General features: G+C 72.4%; 15 protein-coding genes and 2 pseudogenes. 4 read left to right on the forward strand and 13 right to left on the reverse strand.

The window, feature by feature from the left end:
- Positions 1-130 precede the first annotated feature (130 nt).
- Positions 131-1,876, reverse strand: a complete 1,746-nt coding sequence (locus AB0D46_RS02890) for a putative Ig domain-containing protein (RefSeq protein WP_362875478.1) — start codon at positions 1,874-1,876, stop codon at positions 131-133.
- A gap of 533 nt (positions 1,877-2,409) precedes the next feature.
- Here AB0D46_RS02890 and AB0D46_RS02895 point away from each other — a divergent pair.
- From AB0D46_RS02895 to AB0D46_RS02905, 3 genes and pseudogenes are all read left to right on the forward strand, one after another.
- Positions 2,410-2,600, forward strand: a pseudogene (locus AB0D46_RS02895) (aldo/keto reductase); the annotation flags it as partial.
- Positions 2,601-2,990, forward strand: a pseudogene (locus tag AB0D46_RS02900) (methyltransferase); the annotation flags it as partial.
- Positions 2,991-3,277: 287 nt separating this feature from the next.
- Positions 3,278-4,309: a hypothetical protein gene (locus AB0D46_RS02905; protein WP_362875479.1), complete on the forward strand. Its 1,032-nt coding sequence runs from the start codon at positions 3,278-3,280 to the stop codon at positions 4,307-4,309.
- Positions 4,310-4,394: 85 nt separating this feature from the next.
- Here the strand turns inward: AB0D46_RS02905 and AB0D46_RS02910 are convergent, their stop codons facing one another.
- The 12 genes from AB0D46_RS02910 to AB0D46_RS02965 form a co-directional block, all read right to left on the reverse strand.
- Positions 4,395-5,843 carry a cytochrome P450 gene (locus AB0D46_RS02910; RefSeq protein ID WP_362875480.1) on the reverse strand — a complete coding sequence of 483 codons (1,449 nt, stop codon included), beginning with the start codon at positions 5,841-5,843 and terminating at the stop codon, positions 4,395-4,397.
- A complete protein-coding gene (locus AB0D46_RS02915) occupies positions 5,840-6,463 on the reverse strand; it encodes an ATP/GTP-binding protein (protein WP_362875481.1) in 624 nt (207 codons plus the stop codon). The genes AB0D46_RS02910 and AB0D46_RS02915 overlap by 4 nt, the downstream gene beginning before the upstream one ends.
- Complete coding sequence (locus AB0D46_RS02920) at positions 6,444-6,800, reverse strand: DUF742 domain-containing protein (RefSeq protein ID WP_362875482.1); 357 nt, start codon at positions 6,798-6,800, stop codon at positions 6,444-6,446. The genes AB0D46_RS02915 and AB0D46_RS02920 overlap by 20 nt, the downstream gene beginning before the upstream one ends.
- Complete coding sequence (locus tag AB0D46_RS02925; RefSeq protein WP_362875483.1) at positions 6,797-7,204, reverse strand: roadblock/LC7 domain-containing protein; 408 nt, start codon at positions 7,202-7,204, stop codon at positions 6,797-6,799. Before AB0D46_RS02925 ends, AB0D46_RS02920 begins: the two co-directional genes overlap by 4 nt.
- Before the next feature lies 1 nt (position 7,205).
- A complete protein-coding gene (locus AB0D46_RS02930) occupies positions 7,206-8,606 on the reverse strand; it encodes an ATP-binding protein (RefSeq protein ID WP_362875484.1) in 1,401 nt (466 codons plus the stop codon).
- 560 nt (positions 8,607-9,166) lie between these two features.
- Positions 9,167-9,592, reverse strand: coding sequence for a DUF6003 family protein (locus tag AB0D46_RS02935; protein WP_362875485.1), 426 nt, complete (start codon positions 9,590-9,592; stop codon positions 9,167-9,169).
- Positions 9,593-9,739: 147 nt separating this feature from the next.
- On the reverse strand, positions 9,740-10,912 hold the full coding sequence (locus tag AB0D46_RS02940; RefSeq protein ID WP_362875486.1) for a protein kinase: 1,173 nt from the start codon (positions 10,910-10,912) through the stop codon (positions 9,740-9,742).
- 372 nt (positions 10,913-11,284) lie between these two features.
- Positions 11,285-12,382: an AI-2E family transporter gene (locus AB0D46_RS02945; protein ID WP_362875487.1), complete on the reverse strand. Its 1,098-nt coding sequence runs from the start codon at positions 12,380-12,382 to the stop codon at positions 11,285-11,287.
- A gap of 188 nt (positions 12,383-12,570) precedes the next feature.
- Positions 12,571-13,230: a DUF5825 family protein gene (locus tag AB0D46_RS02950; protein WP_362875488.1), complete on the reverse strand. Its 660-nt coding sequence runs from the start codon at positions 13,228-13,230 to the stop codon at positions 12,571-12,573.
- Positions 13,231-13,255: 25 nt separating this feature from the next.
- Positions 13,256-15,157 carry a RiPP maturation radical SAM C-methyltransferase gene (locus tag AB0D46_RS02955; RefSeq protein WP_362875489.1) on the reverse strand — a complete coding sequence of 634 codons (1,902 nt, stop codon included), beginning with the start codon at positions 15,155-15,157 and terminating at the stop codon, positions 13,256-13,258.
- A gap of 276 nt (positions 15,158-15,433) precedes the next feature.
- A complete protein-coding gene (locus AB0D46_RS02960; protein WP_362875490.1) occupies positions 15,434-17,389 on the reverse strand; it encodes a prolyl oligopeptidase family serine peptidase in 1,956 nt (651 codons plus the stop codon).
- A complete protein-coding gene (locus AB0D46_RS02965) occupies positions 17,386-18,648 on the reverse strand; it encodes an MFS transporter (protein WP_362875491.1) in 1,263 nt (420 codons plus the stop codon). Before AB0D46_RS02965 ends, AB0D46_RS02960 begins: the two co-directional genes overlap by 4 nt.
- Positions 18,649-19,106: 458 nt before the next feature.
- On the opposite strand from AB0D46_RS02965, the gene AB0D46_RS02970 reads away from it, so the two are divergent.
- Positions 19,107-19,769 (forward strand): deoxynucleoside kinase, encoded by a 663-nt coding sequence (locus AB0D46_RS02970; protein WP_362875492.1) that lies wholly within the window; start codon positions 19,107-19,109, stop codon positions 19,767-19,769.
- Positions 19,770-19,829: the final 60 nt, after the last annotated feature.

Genomic DNA, 19,829 nt, shown 5'->3' on the forward strand with positions numbered 1-19,829 from the left:
ACCCGCCCCCCCCCCCCCCGCCCCCCCCCCCCCCGCCCGCCCCCCCCCGGGGGGGGGGGGGGCCCGCCCCCCCCGCCCCCGGGCCCGCGGTCCCGTCCCCACCGGCGGGACCGCGGGCCGCTCGCGGCGGTCAGGACCAGACGGTGAAGGCGGCCGTGACCGTCGACTTCTTGCCTGCCGCGTCGGTGACCGTCAGGGTCACGTTGCGAAAGCCCCATCCGGTGGGGGTCCCGGAGATGACTCCGGTGGTCGCGTGGAGCGTGAGGCCGGCGGGCAGGTTGCTCGCGGTGAAGGTGTACGGAGTGGTCCCGCCGGTGGCGCTCAGCGGCAGGTTGACGGGGCGTCCGACGTAGAGGTTCTGGTTGCCGGGCCCGGTGAGGGTCGGGGCGCCCGACCCGGTGGAGGTGATGGTCCAGGTGAAGGAGGCGCTGCCCTTCTTGCCGGCGCTGTCGGTGGCGGTGACGGTGACCGGGTGGGCGCCCGCGGTGGTCGGGGTTCCCGAGACGGTGCCGGTCGCCGGGGCGATGGACAGGCCCGCCGGGAGGCCGGTCGCCGACCAGGTGTAGGGGGCCGTTCCGCCCTCGGCGCTGTTCCTCAGCTCGACGGGGCTGCCCGTGGGGTGGGATTTCGCGGAGACGGCGGCGACGGTGACCCCGCCGGGCTGCGGCGTGGAGGTGGCCAGGCCGGCGCCGAACGTGGCGAGGGCTTCGTTGACGGGCTGGAAGATGGTGAACTTCTCACCGCTCCCGCTGCTGCACGTGGCGCTTCCGCCGCCGGAGTGCAGGCCGACGGCCTTGCCGCCGGTCGCGGTCACGTAGCTGCCGCCGGAGTCCCCGCCGGCGGAGCAGGCACTGGAGTAGGAGAGGCCGTTGATGACGACGTTGCCGTAGTCGACGCTCTGGTTGATCTTGGTGACCTCGCCGCACTGGAAGCCGGTGGTCTGGCCGGACCGGCAGACGGCGGTGCCGACCACGGCTTCGGCCGTCCCCGTGAGGGTGACGTCGCCCTTGCCCCAGCCGGACACGGTCGGGGCGAGTTCCCAGCCCGCCTGATCGACGTCGACGATGCCGAAGTCGCCCTCCGCGGCGTTGACGCTGCCCGTGCCGTTCCTGTTGGAGGTTCCGACGCGGGTGCCGTCCTTGCCGTAGGCGGCCTGGCCCACGTCGTTGGTGCAGTGACCGGCGGTCAGGAAGGCCTTGGTGCCGCCGCTGGTACGGGTGACGGGGAAGCCGATCGAGCAGGGGCTCTCGCTGCCGGGCACCCACTTCTCCCCGCCGACGACGTTGCCGCCCTGCTGGCGCGGGCCGTCCGTGGACTCGGTGACGTCCACCAGGTCTTCGACGCCGGCGAGGCGGTTCCGGAGCGCGGTGGTGGCGCGGGTGGGGTCGAGGACGACCGCGACCCGGTTGGAGCGGACGTCGGTGCCCCAGGAGAGGAGGCCCGGTGCGTTTCGGGCCCACGCGCCGATCTGCCGGGCGACGGTGTCGAGTTGGTCCGCGGAGTGGTCGACCTGCTCGGCGACGGCTCCCGCGCGGCGGACCGCGTCGGCGTCGGCGGGGGTGGTGACCGCGGCGTGCAACCGGCCGTCGACGGCGTCGAACCAGACTCCCGGGACACGGTCGCCCACCGTGGCCCGGACGGCCGTGGCGACCCGTTCGGCCGCCTGCTCGGCGGCTATCCGACCGCGGACACCTTCCTCGGACAGGCCGAGGTCGCGGGCCATCGCGGCCCGTACGTCGGCCGGCACGGACGCCGCCGGAGCCGGTGGCACCGTGCCCGGGGAGGAGCCGGCGTGGGCGGGGAGCGCCCCGAGTGCCATCAGGACGGTGGCGGCGACAACTCCCGTGAGGACGTGCTGATTTCGTACGGAGCGCATGGGGGTCTTTCCCTTTCGCGAAGGGGGCCGGTGTGGAGGGCACCGGGGTGGGAAGCCGGAGGGCCGCACCGCTCGGGTCGGCGGGCGACGGCCGCCCGCGACACCGCGCGCCGACCTGGTGGGTCGCGGGCGCGGTGTCCCGTGGGGCCGGTCGGCGCCGGGTCGGCCGATGGCCCCGTTCGGGACTGGCCACAGCCTCGGGGGTCGGCGACGGCGGTGAACAGCGGGGAGATCCCTTGCGTCGCGCCGGGCACATCAGGGAGCCGGCGCGGGCGCGGCTCGGTGGTACCGGCCGACCCGCGTGGAGTACCGGCCGGGAGGCGGCGTCCCACAAACGGGTAGGGGTGGACGGGTACGGAACCGTGCGGACGGCGAGGGACCCCTCGGCGGAGCGCGTCGGCTTCCGCCACCGCGTTGCCCACGCGTCACCGCGTTGCCCACCCGTCATCGCATCGCTCACCCGTCACCGCGTTGCCCACCCGTCACCGCGTTGCCCGCCCATCCCCGACGTTGACAAGGACCAGGACCCCCACATGCAGAACGTCACCCTGAACAGCGGCGTCGAGATGCCCGTCCTCGGCTTCGGCGTGTACCGGATCCCGCCCGAGGAGACCGAGCGGGCCGTCGGCGACGCGCTCGCCGCCGGCTACCGGTCGTTGGACACCGCGCCGCCTACGGCAACGAGGAGGCCGTCGGTCGGGCGATCGCGTCCAGCGGCATCCCGGCCGGCGACTTCGCGGACGTCCCGCCGGGCGGTGACGTCTACCTGCTCACCCGGGTCCTGCACGACTGGGACGACGAGCGGTGCCGCGACATCCTGCGGTACTGCGCCGACGCGATGCCACCGGACGCCGACCTCCTGATCGTCGAGCGCCTGTTGCCGGCGGACGGCTCTCCCTCGCTCGCCACCGCCTGGGACCTCCACATGATGTGCAACACGGGCGGCCGGGAACGCACCGCCGACCACTACGCCCGGCTGCCGGCGGGCTGCGGCCTGTGGCTCGTCGGCCACACGCCCCTCCCCCTCGGCGCGCACACCCTGCACGCCCGCAGGGCGGAACGTGCGGATGTCCGAAAAGTCTCGCCTGGGGAATTCGTTCCGTTCGGGCGCTGAGCACGTCCTGACCGCAGGTCAGGCACGGTTGTGGGGTTGCCGGTCGTTCGCGGCGGGCAGGGGTGGAGAGCTTCAGGATCGACACGATCCGGCCTCAAGAAGGGACGTTTCGACCACTTGCGGGCACAAGTAGGGCGTCCCGCATCCCTCCGCCGTGCCGCCCGAAGGGCGTGCTCCGGTTCCAGCAGCCAGGTGAGAACGCCCGGGCGACCCGGCCCCGCCGGTCGGCCGCCCGTGCGGTGGTCCGCAGAGCCGTGCGGGCCGGAGAGAGAAGGAGTCTGGTCCCCATGACCGTGCGTACCGTGGAGCTCCCCCAGCTGTGGATGCCCTATCCGCTGCGAGTCAATCCGCACCTGCCGGCCCTGCACGCGGAGAACGAGTCCTGGGCGCGCGAGATGGGCATGTTGGAAGGCCGCGACGGGCCGTCGCCCGCGCGCCCGATCTGGAGCCGGCCCAAGTTCCACGCCATGACCGTCGACCAGTTGACCGCCTGGACCCTCCCCGACGCCTCACTCGCCGACCTGCGGCTCAATCACCGCTTCAACGTGTGGGCCCTGGCCTGGGACGACCACTTCGCCACCACCTTCAAGCAGACGGGCGACCTCGCCGGCGCGGTGGTGTTCACCGCCCGGCTCCACGAGTTCCTGCGACCGGAGCCGGGGGCTCGGCTGCCGGAACCGACGAACGCCGTCGAGCGCGGCATCGCGGACCTTCAGCAGTGCCTGTTCCCGCCGGGACTGGCGCACTGGCGGCGCGCGTTCAACCAGCACCTCGTCCGGTACGTCGACGCGGGAGTCGAGGAACTCGCGAACAGTCTCAGCAGCCGGGTGCCGCATCTGATCGACTACCCCGCCTTCCGGCGCGACAGCTTCGCCGCGCACACCGCGCCCTACTCCGTCGAGTTGGCCACCGGAGCGCGAATACCCGAGCAGATACGGCACAGCCGGACCGTCCGCGCCCTGCTCGACGCCTTCATGGACTTCATGGGGCTGGCCAACGACCTCGCGTCCTACGAGCGGGAGGTGCACGAGGAACGCGACGTCAACAACCTGGTCGTGGTGGTCGGTTCGTCCCTGGGCATCGGTCTGCACGAGGCCGTGCCCGGCGCCCTGAACCTGGTCAACGCCCGACTGCGGGACTTCGAACACCTCCGACGGACCGACCTCGCCCAGCTCGTCCAACGGGTCGGACTGCACCGCGAGGAGCGGGCCGAGCTGGACAGGTGGCTCGGGGGCGCCTGCGGCTTCCTCTCCGGTCTGCACGCCTGGTACACGGGGGCGCCCCGGTACGCCTCCACGGACGAGCCCTGCTCCGCATGAGGGCCGCCCGGCCGGCGGCGGAGGGGTGCCGATGGACTTCGGCACCCCTCCCCCGCGTTCCGCGCCGGTACCGGGGCCGTCGCGCCTACCGCCCCCGTACCCAGCGGGTGAGGCGCTCCCACCAGGGGGCGGGGGACGGGAGCCGGTGCGAGACGACCGGGTCGGCCACGGGTCGCGGCGGCGCCGCGGGGGGCGTGCCGGCACTGCGGACGGGAGCGGCCGGCAGCGGGGCCGGGGCGTCCTGCGGCCTCGGGGCGCGGGGCGCGAAGGTGACGGGCAGCGCCGTCAGGTGCCGGGCCCAGGTGGAGGAGCGCCAGGTGAGGGCCTCCTCGGGGACGGCGAGGGCGATGTCGGGCAGCCGGGTCAGCAGGATGTCGATGCCCGTGTCGGCGATGATGCGGCCGATGTCCTGACCGGGGCACTCGTGGGGGCCGGCGCTGAAGGCCAGGTGCGCGCGGTTGTGGTGCACGGGGGTCGAGGGGTCCCTGCGGATCGACTGGTCCACGTTCCCCGCGGCCAGCCCCAGCAGGAGCATGTCCCCCGCCCTGATCTGCCGGCCGCCGACGACGGTGTCGCCGTTGGCCCAGCGGCCCGGGCACACCATCAGGGGCGGCTCGTCCCAGAGCACCTGTTCCACGGCTTCCGGGAGGGTCATCTGGCCGCCCGCCAGCGAACCGCGGAACCGCGGGTCGGTGACGACCATGCGCAGGACGTTGGACATGAGGTTCGCGGTCGTCTCGTACCCGGCGAGCAGGATGAGGCGCAGGTGGTGCTGGACCTCCTCGTCCGTGAGGCGGGCGGGGTGGGCGAGCAGCGCGGAGGCGATGTCCTGGCCCGGGCGGGTCCGCTTGGCGATGACGAGCCGTTCCAGGCTCCGCAGCACGTAGGCGTTGCTGGCCAGCGAGGTTTCGGTGGCCTTGAAGAGGTCACGGGCGGCGTGCACGAGCCCGGGGCCGTCCTCGTCCGACATGCCGAGCAGGTGGGTGAGGGTCAGCATGGGGACGTGCTCGGTGAACTGGCCGACCAGTTCCGCCTCGCCGCTCTCGCTGAACGTGTCGATCACCTGGTGGGAGAAGCGGGTGATGTGCCGGCGGACCCCGCGGTGGTCGAACTGGCTCAGGCCGGCCGTGACCGCGCCGCGCAGGCGTTGGTGTTCCTCGCCGTCCGCGCAGACGCAGTCGGGGCGCCAGCCGATCATCGGGACGAGGGGGGAGGTGGCGGGGTCGATCTCCCCGCTCCGCCAGCCGTGCCACACGCGGGGGTCGCGGGAGAACTGGGTGGGGCGGCTGGCCACGTCCCGGTTCTCCTGGTAGCCGAGGACGAGCCAGGCGCGGACGTCCCCGTCGAGCAGGACGGGCGCCACGGGGCCGTGCGTGGCCCGCAGTTCCTCGTACAGGCCCATGGGGTCCGTCTCCGCGGCGGGCCCGTAGAGGCGGGTGGCTCCGTCGGGTCCCGTGGCGGTGTGGGCCGGGCAGCCGGGGGGCGGGACCGAACCGCCGTACTCGGTGGTGTGTTCAACGGGTGGGAAGGTCATGCGGTCTCCTGGGCGGCGGCGAGGTTGCACAGGTAGACCATCAGCGAGAGCAGGGCGTCGCGGCAGGACGCCCGGTCCCGTGCGTCACAGGTGACGATGGGTACGGAGTCGCTGAGGGCCAGGGCGGTGCGCAGGTCGGGCAGGGGGTACTGGGGGGCCTCCGGGAAGGTGTTGACGACGACGACGAACGGGACGCGGCGGTCTTCGAGACGGGTGATGACCTCGAAGGAGACCTCGATGGTGCGGGTGTCGACGAGGACCACGGCGCCGAGGGCGCCTTCGAAGATGCCGTTCCACAGGAACCAGAACCGCTCCTGTCCGGGGGTGCCGAACAGGTAGAGGATCAACTCCTGGTTGATGCTGATCCGGCCGAAGTCGAGGGCGACGGTCGTGGTGTTCTTCCCCGAGACGCCGGGGTTGTGGTCGATGCCGACGCCCGCCTGCGTCATGGTCTCCTCGGTGGTCAGCGGCGGGATCTCGCTCACCGCGCCGACCATGGTCGTCTTGCCCACCCCGAAGCCGCCGACGACCACCACCTTGACTCCCCTGGCGCCGTGGGAGAGCAGCATGCCCGCGTCCCGCCGGGCGGCGCCGAGTGCTTCAGAGTTTGCGTAGTCCATGGATCACCGCCTCCAGCAGGCCGCGTTCGGGGAAGGCAGCCACCGGTACGGGTGCGATGGCTTCGAGCCGCTCTTCTTCGACGAGTTTGGACAGCAGTACGGTGACGACGCTGAACGGGAGGCCGAGGTACGCCGACAGCTCGGCCACCGAGAGCGGGTAGTTGCACAGCGAGAGGATCGCCGCCTGTTCGGGCTGCATCGAGGGGTCGGGCTCGGATCTCGCCGCGATGAGGGTGACCAGGTCGAAGGTCTTCGCCGCGGAGGCCGGGCCGCCGGTGATGACGTACAACGGAACGGGGGTGCCCTCATCCCACGGATTCTGATTCTCTGATGTCACATCGCCTGCCCGACGTCCTCACGGGGCGGGCTGGTCATGTGCTGACCGATCCGGACCACCAGCGTCCGCATGCGGTCACCGAGCAGTCCGGCGTCCACCTCCTCGTCGGCCAGCACCGCGAGAGCGGCTCCGGGGCCGGCCGCCATCAAGGAGAAGTAGCCGCCGTCGGCCTCGATGCCGACCATCCGCGTCGAGCCGTCCCCGTGCGGGAACATCTGCGCGACGGCCCGGGCCAGGCTCTGGATGCCGGAGCAGGCGGCGGCGAGGGCGTCGGCGGTGTCGGGCACCGTGTTCGCCTGCCCGATGCACAGGCCGTCCGACGACAGGACGACCACGTGCCGCACGTAAGGAACACCGCCCACGAGCTCCTTGAGCATCCAGTCCATGTTGGGCAGTGGCTGCATGTTACTCAACCTCATCTGACGGCTCGCTGGGGGAAGTGGAAGGTTCGGCGCCCGATCGCCTCTCGCCGTTGAACGCCTCCCACATCAGCCCCGGTTGACGGGCGGGGCCGGCGGCGCCCCAGGAGATGACCGGAGCGACGGGGGGTGTGGGGGCGGCCATGACGACCGGGGTCGGGACGGGTGACTCGCGCCGTCGTTGCGGGAGACCGCCCACGGTCTTCTTGACCTCGGCGGCATCGGCCGCGGCGTCGCGCACCGGCATCGGGCGCGACAGCGCGGGGCCGCCCTGGCGCTTGCGCACGGGTTCCTGGGGCCTGCGGATGGCGGACGGCGGCACCGTGGTGATCAGCCGCCTGGGCACGAGCACGACGGCCCGTACGCCGCCGTAGGCGGAGGTGCGCAGGTCGACCTCGCAGCCGTGCTCGTGGGCCAGCCTGCTGACCACGGGCAGGCCGAGCTGCGTGACCTCGCCCAAGCCCGCCAGGTTGATGCCCGAGACGGCCCGTGCCATGACGCCTTCGACGTGTTCGCGGACCTCCTCGGTGAGTCCGACGCCGCGGTCCTCGATCTCGATCGCGATGCCGGAGGGCACCTCGCTCGCGGTGACCTCCACCGGGGTGTGCGGCGGGGAGAACGTCGTCGCGTTGTCGAGGAGTTCGGCGAGCAGGTGGATCAGGGGCTCCGCGCCCGGGCCGACCACCGCCACTTCGGCCACCGCCTGGAGCCGTACGCGGGGGTAGTCCACGATGCGTGACATGGCACCGCGCAGAACGTCGTAGAGCGGGATCGGTTTCGACCACTGGCGTCCGGGGCGGGCGTCGCCCAGCACCGCGATGCTGGCGGCGAGGCGGCCGATCAGCGCGTTGCGGTGGTCGATGTCCTGCAGGCCCCGGGAGACGATGATGTCCGTACCGTGCATGATCTGCATGGACCGCAGGTCCCTGGCGAGTTGGTGCACGATCGACTGGACCCTGCGGGCTACCGCGACCAGGGCGCGCTGGGAGGCGTCCCGCGTGTTCTCCTCGGCCTCCACCGCTTCCAGGAGCGTCTGGAGCGCCCCTTCGAGCGCTTCGGTGAACTCGGCGTCCAGATGGCTCCCGAAGCTGACGGCCTGAAGGATCTCGGACGCCGAATCGCCCTTCTGCAGCCGGGCGACCGCGGCCGGGAGCAGTTGCTCGGCGAGCCAGACGGTGGTCGCCCGCTGGTCCGCGAGGCGCCCGAGCAACGCGGCCTCGCGTTGCCCGTACTGGGCTTCCGCGTCGGCGCGTGCCTGTGCCCGGCGGGCCACCTCGGCGGAGCGCAGGCGGCGCACGGTCTCGGCCGAGGTGATGACCGTCAGGAGGATCGCGGCGACTCCGCACCAGGCGACCGTCGTCCATATGTGGGCAGGGGTAAGGAGCAACGCCATCGCGGTGGCCGCGGCCAGGACTCCGGGCGGAAGCAGCCATTCCCGGACGACTGCGGTGGGCCGGGATCTGGAAATTGCGCCTGCACGAACCATCAAGGTCCCCTACCGGTCTGATATGAGCGGACTGAGGTGATGCGATGCGCCGAAAGGGACAACGGACTCCACCCGCGCTCGTACACGCGGTCGATGCGTCCCGACGGGTCGCCCCGGGAGCGCGCCGATGTCACTCCCCCGTGCGGCCACGGTCCTTCCGCAGCACCCACGGCGTCCATGACTCGCTGTGAGCGCAGCGCAACACATCGGGGAGCATAGTCAGTTCGGGTTCGCCATGTGACCTTGCGGTAAGGACAGCCCGCACCGGTTAATACGGGCCTAGAAACGGCCAATCGCAGACCTGATGCGTCATCAAGTGATCACGTTCTGACGTCCGTTCGGACCGGTCCCGTCCCGGCCCCCGTACGCCTGCCCGGTCGGTGCACTGAGGGCCGATCCGGCCTCCGGCACCTCACCGCGACCGCCGGCCCGGGTCGCCCCCGGGGCCGGCGGTACCCCGTTCAGCTGTGGGAGACGGTGGAGAGGGTGTTGGGGTCCACTCCGGAGAGTTCGACGATCCGGTGGGCCGGTACACCGGCGGCGAGCGCGCGGCGCAGCAGCTCGTCCCGGTTGTCCTCGCTGTCGCGGAACGCGAGGAGGTCCTCCTCGACGTTCGCCACGGTCTCCGTCGCCACGGCGCGACGGACCCGTTCCAGCTCCTCGGCGCCCAGCGGGACCGGGAGCCGCTCGGCGCCCTCGGGGATCAGGCCGGTCTGCTCCGGGGGAACCACGTGGACCTCGGGGGACGCGGGGCTGACGTTCTGGGCGGTGAACCAGGCCTGCACGGCGGGGGTGTCCAAGCACTCCAACGGTCCGACGAGGGCCAAGGGCGTCCCCTGCCAGCCGAAGTCGGGGGTCGCGAGGAACAAGTAGGCGTCGTCCGTCATCGGGGGTCACTCTCCTGACACACAGGGGCTGCTCTGATCGCCCACCGCCTACCCCGCGCCCACGGCGTCAAGCAGGCGTCGCGCGGACGGAGTACTCGACCTCGCGCACGCGGCGCCGGGCGCGCGCGGGCGTCGGGGCCGCGGGCCCTACGGTGCGCCGTCGGGTGTGTGGAAGGTGACGCGGTCGGCCGCCCCGGCCGCCTCCGGGGCGGCGGGCGGGCGGTGGCGGGGCGTCGCGTCGGGGAGCGTGCCGTCCCCCGCCGGAGCCCCGCCCGTGAGCAGGGCGCAGGCGCCGACGACGGTCGCCGCCACGAGGCCGAGGGCGGTCGCGCGTCGGTGGCCGGCGGGCTTGCGCGCCCCGGGCACGGGCCGCGCGTGGGGGCGGGCGGCCGCGGGGGACGCCGTCCGGTGCGTGGGGGTGCCGGCGCGGGTCCCGTTCGTGCCGGCGGCGTGCGGGACGGCGGTGCGGGAGGCGGTGGTGCGGGAGGCGGGCGCGGCCACCAGATCCCGCAGACCGCGATGGACGCCGGCGGCGTCGGGGCGTGCCTGAGGGTCCCGGTCCGTCATCGCCCTGAGCAGCCGGCCCAGCTCGCCCGGGAGCCCGGCGGGGACCCGCGGCGGGTGCAGGAGGTGGGCGGTACCGACCTCCATGGGTGTCCCCCGGTACTCGCGCCGACCGGTGAGGGCTTCGAGGAGGGTCAGGCCGAAGGCGTAGACGTCGCTCGCCGTGGTCGCACACCGGCCCAGGAGTTGTTCGGGGGCCATGTAGGCGAGGGTGCCGACGAGGGTTCCGGGCTCGTCGCGGGGCCGGTCGTCCACGGCCCGGGCCAGTCCGAAGTCGGCCAGGCAGGGGGCCGCGCCCTCGCGGAGGAGGACGTTGGAGGGCGTCACGTCGTGGTGGATGATGCCGCGCGAGTGGACGTGGTCCAGGGCCGAGGCGATTTCGGCGCCGAGCCGGGTGGCCTGGGCGGTGCTGAGGCCGCCGTCCTCTATGCGGGAGCGCAGGGTGCCGCCATCGATCAACTCCGTGACCATGAAGGCGCCGGCGCCGTGACGACCCGCGTCGTAGACCGTCACGAGCGCCCGGTGGGACAGCCGGGCCAGGGTGCGGGCCTCGTCGCAGAAGCGGTCGACGGTGGCCGTGTCCGGGCCGGCCCGCAGCACCTTGACGGCCACGTCGCGCCGCAGCACCTCGTCCGTGCCCCGGAAGACGTCGGCCGTGCCGCCGGATCCGATGGCCGCTCGGAGTCGGTAGCGGCCGGCGAGCAGGGTGTCGTGTCCGGGCTGTACTCCGTACGCGGGGACGAGCCGGGCCGGCATGCGGGGTCCTCCTCCACTGGGGGCGGTGTGGCGCGCCTACCCCGTCCCGCGGGCCCAACACCCCATGGACCCGGCGGGGATGGCGGCTGTCGGGTCTCGGCCTTCCCCGGCTGCGGCGTGACGCCGTGGCAACTGGTCTCGTAGGGGGCGCCCTGTCGCTGCGCGGTCGTGTCCGTGTCGTCTGCTCGTTCGGTGCTGTTGCCGGCTCCCGCGGGGCGGGGCGGGCCGGACGGAACGAGGCTCGGTGGCATCGGGAGCCCGCGCCGGGAACGGCGAAGGGCCCCGGCCGGGTGGCCGGGGCCCTTCGTACCGGGGGCTTCGCGTGCTGGAGTCCCTGAGCCGGGAGCCGGAGCCGGTTCCCCCGCCGGCGGCTCAGCCCGCCGGCGCCGGCTCCGCCGTGGGCGGTTCGGCTTCGGTGAGCTGCTCGCGCAGGTAGTTCCAGAAGACCGCGATGAGCGCGGCCGCCGGCACCGCGAGCAGGCTGCCCACGACGCCGGCCAGGCTGCCGCCCAACGTGACGGCCAGCAGGACCACGGCCGCGTGCAGGCCCAGGCCGCGGCTCTGGATCATGGGCTGGAACACGTTCCCTTCGAGCTGCTGCACCACGATGATGATCGCCAGCACGATCAGCGCGTCCGTCAGCCCGTTCGACACGAGTGCGATGAGCACCGCCACCAGGCCGGCGAACAGGGCGCCGACGATCGGTACGAACGCGGACACGAAGGTCAGTACCGCCAGGGGAAGCACCAGGGGCACGCCCACGATCCACAGGCCGAGGCCGATGAACACGGCGTCGAGGAGCCCGACGAACGCCTGGGAGCGCACGAACGATCCCAGCGTCTCCCAACCGCGCGAGGCCACGACCGGGACGTCGGTGGCGAACCGGCCGGGGAGCTGGCGGGTGAGCCACGGCAGGAAGCGGGGGCCGTCCTTGAGGAAGAAGAACATCAGGAACAACGCCAGGACCGCGGTGACCAGCCCGTTGAAGACGGTGCTGACCCCGGTGACGACGGTGGAGACCGCGCTGCCGACGCTGTTCTGGAGGCGGCCGATCGCGGCGTCGAAGGCGCCGGTGAGCTGGTCGTCGCCGATGTTCAACGGGGGCCCGGCGGCCCATTCGCGCAGTTGTTGGATGCCCTGGCGCACGCCCTCCACCAACTCGCCCGACTGGGAGGCCACGGGGACGGCGATCAGCGCGACGATGCCCGCCGCCACGAGGAGGAACAGCAGCGTCACCGCGCTCGCGGCGAGCGCGGGCCGCCATCCGCGCCGCCGCAGGAAGGCGGCCAGGGGCCAGGTCAAGGTGGTGAGGAACAGGGCGACTATGAGCGGCCAGACCACCGACCACATCCGGCCGAGGATCCAGAGGGTGACCGCCGCCATGGCCAGCACCACCAACGACTCGGCACTGACGCGTGCCGACGTACGAAGAGCGGCGGCGGCTCTTCCCGAGCTCAAAGTGACAGACATGGGGGTCACCTTAAGCACCGCGACGCGATACCGGATGCGGTGGCCCCACGGCCGGCGCACGCCGGCGCCCGGCGATCGGTCCCCGGTGTCGGGCGGGGCGCCGGCGCGGGACGGGGGCGGGCCGCGGGCGTGGGCGTGGAACACCGCCGGGGTCCGGCGGTGTTCGGGGCGCCGGCGCCGGGCGGGCGTCAGATCACCAGTGGTGCCTCCGACCAGCGGCGGACCCGGTAGGGAGCCCACCACAGGTGGTCGCCGAAGCGGAGGGCGAGGGTCTCGCCCATCAGGTCGTCGAGGACCGGCCCCGGGACGGCGTCGACGCGGGCGCCGTCGGTGAGGGCCGTGATGGCCTCGTGGTAGTCCGGTTCGTCGATGGTGAAGCGGCGCAGTTCGCCGTAGCGCCGGTCGCGCACCTGGATGAACCCGGGGCCGTAGCGGAAGACGCATTTGCAGATGTAGTACGCGGTGCGCCAGGCGAGCGCCGTCGCCGCCGGGTCGGCGGTGCCGAGGACGGCGGTCGGCGGGTGGAGGTGGCCGTAGTGGCGCCAGGCGTCGGGGTCCGGGCCGGTGTGGAGCTGCCAATCCACCGAGATGGCCAGGCTGGAGAGGTCGCCCACGAAGCTGAGCGCGCGGACCGTCCAGGCGGCGTCGGCGGTGTCCGTCACGTCGACCGGGCGCGGGAGCGTGACGTGCCGGGCCCCGGCGGCGAAGAGCCGGCGGGCGGCCTCACCGCCGGTGAGGTCGATCTCGTAGCGGCCCAGGTACATGCTGGGCAGCGCGCCCACCTCGGGGTCGTAGTCACGTGAGGCGGTCACCGTGAAGGGCGCGGTACCGGTGAGTGCTGGAGTCATCGTCGTCCCTCTTGTCCGGCGGGTGTCAGGCGGTCGTCGCGGCGAGTTCGGTGTCGCGGGCCGAGGTGTGCCGCATGAAGTCGATCCGCAGGAACTCCTCGTTGAGCGCGGGCGGCGCGATCTGCACGAACTGGCCGCTGTCCTCGAAGACCACCCCGAGCGCCCGCCACCGCGCCAGTACCCGCCGCAGGGCGTCCTCGCCCACGGGGTGGGCCTCGTGCAGTTTGCGCGCGGCCGCCTTCACCGTGTGCGGCTGGTCGAGCAGCCGGAACAGCGCCAGCTCGAACGGGTCGGTCAGTTCCAGGTGCGTCCAGTCGAAGGCGCGGCGCTTGCTGACGAGGACGATCCGGTCCTCCAGGTCGCAGTGCGTGAGCCGGCTGCCGGCGTAGTTGCGCCTCCAGTGCGAGATGGCTTCGTCGAGGCGGTCGACGACGTCCTCCCCGATCCCGCGCGGTGGCACGTCGAAGACGTACGCCAGGTCGAACATCTCGGCGTCGGGGAGGTCGTAGGTGAGCCGGTACGGTTCGGCGGCGCGCAGTTCGGAGAACCCGAGACCGGGGTTGTTGAAGTAGGGGCTGAACCGCTCGATGGCGATCCGGGAAGACGGTCCCACCGGTGGGTTGAGGTGTTCCAGCGCGGCCATCTGGGCCACCACGTCGGTGTAGTCCTCGACGTCCTCGCCGGGGAAGCCGTGCAGGTAGTTCCAGGCGACGGAGAGGCCGACGGTGGCGGCGTCGCGGAGCATCCGGACGTTCTGGCCGCCGGTCACGCCCTTGTCCATCAGGGTCAGCACCCGGCTGTTGAGGCTCTCGATGCCCGGTTGGACGAAGATCAGGCCGGCGTCGGCGAGGGTCTGGAGCTGGCCCCGGCGCATGTTGGACTTGATCTCGATGTGCATGCGCAGGTCGAACCCGCTGTCGATGATGCGCGGCAGCACCGTCTTCACGTACCCCATGTCCAGGATGTTGTCGACGACGTACATGTCCAGGACCCGGTGCTTGCGGGCGAGTTCGATGATCTCCTCGTAGAACACGTCCGGGCTCTTGCTGCGGAACTGCATGAAGGATCCGTTGAGTCCGCAGAAGGTGCAGTGGTGCTTCTCGCCCCACCAGCAGCCCCGCGCGCCCTCGACCACCAGCTTGGGCTCGACCCAGTGCCGGGCGTGGGAGGAGGCGAGCCGCTCGAAGTAGCCGGAGTAGTCGGGCGGCAGGATGGAGGCGGGCGGCAGCGGTTTCGTGCTCATCGCGTTGACCACGGAGGTGCCGTCGGCGTCGCGCCAGCACAGCCCGGGTACCTCGGACAGCGGCTCCCCGGCGTCCAGGGCCCGGAGCAGCGCGGGGAACGACACCTCGCCCTCGCCGCGCAGGACGTGGTCGACGAAGGGGAAGTTGCGGTGGACGCTCTCGCCCTGCTTGCCGTCGCAGTTGGCGCCGCCCATGGCCGTCACGATGTGTGGGGCGAGCCGTTTGACGTACTTGGCGGCGGCCAGGGCGGCCGTGTTCTGCTGGAACGTCGAGGTGAATCCGACCACGTCCGGCGCGAGTTCGACGATGCGCTCGGCGATGTGCCTGACGAAATCGGGCGCGGTCTCGTGCAGCGCCTTCGTCATCTCCATGCGGGGCCCGCGCACCCGGGTCCGCATCGCCTCGGTGAATTCTTCGACCCGCCACTCGGGGTCTTCGTAAAGGGCGGAGGAGAAGACCCAGTCGCCGCATCCCAGGAAATAGGAACCGAGCGCGTAATAGGAGTAGTCCTCCAAGGTGAATTCCGTGTTCTTGGTGATCCAGTCCACATATTCGATATTGGCGTGGAGAACGTCCGCCGTGGCGTTCGGAACGCGCTCGTCCACGCTGCGCTTGAGAATTCCGAGAGCCAGCGACGGGAGATCGATCGGGGCCCAGGGCATGTTCACCAGGAGTACGCGCATGGCCGGCCTCTTCTCATGGGAGCAGTACGCGGAAACGGTCATCGGCAAGGCACCCGGCCGGGAGCCTTCGGGCGCCCCGGCCGGGTGGGTGCCGGTCCCGCGTGGAGCGCGGGACCGGCACCTTGGTGCTGGGCGGCCGGTGGCCGCCGGACTACTTGTCCTCGTCCTCCATCTCCTCCGCGGAGCGGAGGTAGACGACGACACCGACGCCGGGCTTGCGGCTCTCCTCGTCGCCCTCCAGCGGGTCGCCGTGGATGATGTCCTTCTGCATGCTGTTCACCTCCTCTCCGGGTGCGGGGACGGCTCGGCCCGCACGGGTGCCTGGGGCAGCCCGCGACCGAGAAATCTGAGGGACCGCGTGATCACGGCCAGGTGGTCGGCGCCGTCGTAGCCGTCGTGGCCGGAGTCCAGCCACATCAGCTCGTGGGCCACCCCGGCCGCGCGCAGCACGTCCAGGTACGCCTCGACCTGTTCCGGCGGGCACTTGGCGTCCCGCCGCGCGGCGACGACCAGCAACGGGGAGCGGATGGCGGCCGCGTACGTGGACGGCGAGGCGTGGGCGTAGGCCTCGGGCACCTGGTCCGGGGTGCCGCCGAACAACGCGCTGTCCAGCGCCTGGAGGGCGGGCGTGGAGTGCCGGAAGGCGGTGGCGCAGTCGGCGAGCGGCTTGACGGCCACCCCGACGTCCCACAGGTCCGGACGGGTTCCCATGGCGAGCAGCGTGAGGTAGCCGCCCCAGGAGGTGCCGCACAGGCCCACGGCTCCCTCGCGTCCGATGCCCCGGTCCAGGAGTTCGGCCCGGGCCCGCACCAGGTCGGCGACCTGGGTGTGGCCGACGCCCTCGGAGTGGGCTGAGCGCCAGCGCGGCCCGTAGCCGGTCGAGCCGCGGTAGTTGACGCGGGCCACGGCGTACCCCGAGCCGACGAGGGCCTGCACCATGGGGTCGTAGGCGTCGCGGTCGTGGTCGGCGGGGCCGCCGTGGACGAGGAGGACCAGCGGGTGCGGGGCGGGGCGGTCGGCGGGGCTGGTGACCAGGGTGTGCAGCGGGCCGTCGGGCCCGGGGGTCCACAGGTCCTGGCGGCGGCCGAACCGGGGAAGGCGCCACTGGCTCTGCCCGGGGAGCGGGGTGCCCGACAGGGACAGCGCGCGCGGCACGTTCACGGCGTCGGTCCAGATGAAGTGCACGTCACCGTCGGCGGCGGGGGCCGCGTCCAGGATGCTGCCCTCCGGCGTGGGCACCGGGGTCAGTTCAGCGCGGTCCAGGTCGGCGGTGAACAGCCGGCTGCGGCCGTGCCGGTCCTGCCGGACCAGGATCCGCGCGCCGCCCGGTCCGGGGTACCAGCGGGCGGTCGTCTCGGTGTCGAACGAGCACCAGGGCAGCAGTTCCAGCCCCCGGTCGGGGGCCCAGGTGCCGAGGTGGTAGCGGCCGGCCCGCTCCCGCAGGACGAGCAGCAGGGGGCTGCCGGGCGTCGGGGCGGGGCCGGGCAAGGGCCCCGAACCGGGTAACGGTGGCGTACCCGGTAACAGTGCCGTGGCCGGCATCAGTGACGTGCCCGGTAACAGTGGCGTGCCCGGTAACAGTGCCGTACCGGGTAACGGCGGTGTGCCGGACAGCGGGGTGCGCGCCGGTGCGAAGCCGAGCGCCCAGGTGCGTTCCTCGGCGCCGGAGAGCACCGCGACGGTGGTCCCGTCCGGCGCCAGCAGGGTCACCGCGCGGGTGGAGTGCGCGGGTCCGGAAACCGCCAACAGGGCCCCGTCCGGGGCCAGGTCGCACAGCGTCCCGGGTTCCGTCGTGCGCAGGACCTGTGTCGCGGCGGCGCCGCGCCGCCCCAGGTGGACGCCGAATCCCTCGGGACCCCGGATGCCGACCGCGACCGCGCCCCCGGCGGCCAGCGCCAGCCCGGCGGGCCGCCCGGTGGGGACGCCGTGCAGGGCGGGGCGGTCGGGGCCGCCGTCGAAGTCCTGGGTGCGCCAGGCGCCGCTGCCGTCCCGGTCCTCGTCGAACCACCAGACGGCCTCGTCGTCGTCGATGGCGCACAGCAGGGTGCCGTGCGGACGGTCCGTCAGCTGTCTCGCGGTGCCGACGGAGCGGTCCCACGTGAAGATCTCGCACAGGCCGTCGGCGTCCCCCGTGTACACCATCCGGTCCGGGTTGCGGGGGCTGGTGACCGGCAGCACCGGCCGGTAGACGCCGTACGTTCGCGTGGCCCGCGGCGGGCGGGTCCGGGTCACGGCGCCTCCCGGACGACGAGGCCGGCTCGTGAGGTCGTGTACAGCGCCAGCCCGGCGAACGCGCCCGCGCAGCCCAGGGCGACGGCGCGGCCCCCGTACGCCGCGACCAGGACACCGGCCGCGACCGGGGCGAGCACCGCGACGCCCTGGCCGGCGGTGCCCAGGACCGTGCCCATGCGGGCCAGCAGCCGGTCGGGGGTGACCAGTACCGCCCGGGTCTGGAGCACGACCGCCACGGACGGCACGATCAGCGACACCCCGCCGAGCAGCAGGCCGTAGGCCCAGGTCCGCGAGGCGAAGGCGAGCCCGGCCGCCGTCGGCACCATGGCCCACGACGCGGCCGTCACGATCCGGGCGGCCGGGACCCGTCGGACCAGCCACGGGGCGGCGAGCGCGCCCAGCAGTCCGCCGACGCCGGCCAGGGTGAGGATGAGCCCGATCGAGGCGGGATCGGCGCCCCGGGCGTGGGAGGCGAACACCGCGTGGAAGTAGAGCGCGCCGAGGAGCGCGTTGATCCCGGCCGTCCACACCACGACGAAGCGCAGGAAGGGTTCGGCGCACACGAAGCGCAGTCCTTCGGCGAGTTCACGGGTGAACGGCGCCGCCGGGCCCTCCCGTTCGGGTGTCAGGTCCGTACGGATCGCCCTGCTCAGCAGCGCGACCAACAGGAACGACACGGCGTCCGCGAGGAGCGGCACCCAGCGCGAGAGTTGGTAGAGCACGCCGCCCAGGGTCGGCCCGACGATCTGCACCGCCTGGTCCCGTGCCTGGAGGTAGCCGATCGCCCGGGTGTACCCCTCGGGCGGCACCAGCCGGCGGATGGTCCCGGAGGCCGCCGCCCCGTAGGCGGCGCTGGCCGCCTGCTCGACGGCGGCGGCGACGAGGACGTGGACCAGGACGACGTGCCCGAGGGCCACGGCCACGAACACCGATCCCATGGCGCCCGCCGCGACCAGGGCCGCCGTGTACATCATCGGCTTGCGGGGCCACCGGTCGGCGAACACTCCCGCGACCGGCGAGACCACCAGTCCGCTGACGAGTGCCACCGACGCGACGAGGCCGGCGAGGCCGGCCGAATATCCGGCGCCGAGCAGGATCAGCGGAAGGAAGAGGGAGGAGGCGCAGGTGCCGAGACCGTCGACGGCTCCGGCGATCCAGAAGAACAGGAAATCCCGACTGAGCAACGGGGAGCCGGCCCGGTCATGAACTTCGGGTAATAAAGGGCCGGAGGGTTGTAATTTCTCCTCGGCCTCCCCCATCAGGAATCCCGCCCTGAGGGTATTGCTGACACGAACGAACCCACAATACCCCCCGTTGATATGTGGACGTACGGCCGTTGAGGGTTGCGATCGTATCGAACGCAGACACGCGTCACAACACCCGCGTTCGAATGGAATTCTTGATCAAGGAACGGGGGTTTTCCGGGTTCGAGAGGCGCCCGGTTCGCGCCCCGGGGAAAGGGCGGGCCGCCGCCCGGGCGGGCGGACGCCTGGCGCCGCACGGCCGGTGGTCCTGCGCCCGGGCCTCCAGGGTCGGGTCGTCATTTATGATTCATGGCGGCCGCGGGACAGTGGCTCGTCGATCCGGACGACAGACCCGTGACACCGGTCATGAAGATCTTGGGGAATCGAGTGACCGCCGGCATGCCTCCCGGTGACGTGGTGCGACCGAGCCACCCACCCGCCGGCGAATCGAAGACCCCCGGGAGAAGTGAGGTATGCCAGTGATCTGCGTCGGAGGCATGATCGGCATCGGCAAGACCAGCGTGGCCGAGCTGCTCGCCAAGGAGCTGGGCAGCCGGGTCTTCTACGAGAGCGTGGAGGACAACCCGATCCTCCCGCTCTTCTACACGGCGAGCCCTGAGGAGATCCAGGCCAAGCGCTACCCCTTCCTCCTCCAGCTGCACTTCCTGCGGACCCGGTTCGCCTCGATCAAGGAGGCGTACAAGCAGGGCGACAACGTCCTCGACCGGTCCATCTACGAGGACTGGTACTTCGCCAAGGTCAACCACGACCTGGGCCGCATCAGCTCCCTGGAGATGCGGGTGTACGAGGGGCTGCTCGACGAGATGATGCGCGAGATCGACGGCCTGCCGTACCGCAAGGCACCCGACCTCATGGTCTACCTCAAGGCCGACTTCGAGACGGTCCTGCACCGCATCGGGTTGCGGGGGCGCGACTTCGAGCAGGACGCGGGCCTCGTCGAGTACTACCGGACCCTGTGGTCCGGCTACGACGAATGGGTGCACGGGCACTACTCGGCGAGCGAGGTCCTCGTCGTCGACATGAGCCACACGGACGTGGTGAACGACCCCGAGGACGCGGCCCGCGTGGCCCAGCAGGTCAAGGCCGCCCTGGAGGCGGCCCGACGGGTCGCCTGAGTCCCATCACCCCACCCATCGAACGTGCGTTCCCATCAAGTGCGGGGGTGGGCCCGAGCC

This window comes from Streptomyces sp. NPDC048383, assembly GCF_040651775.1.
Lineage (GTDB): Bacteria > Actinomycetota > Actinomycetes > Streptomycetales > Streptomycetaceae > Streptomyces.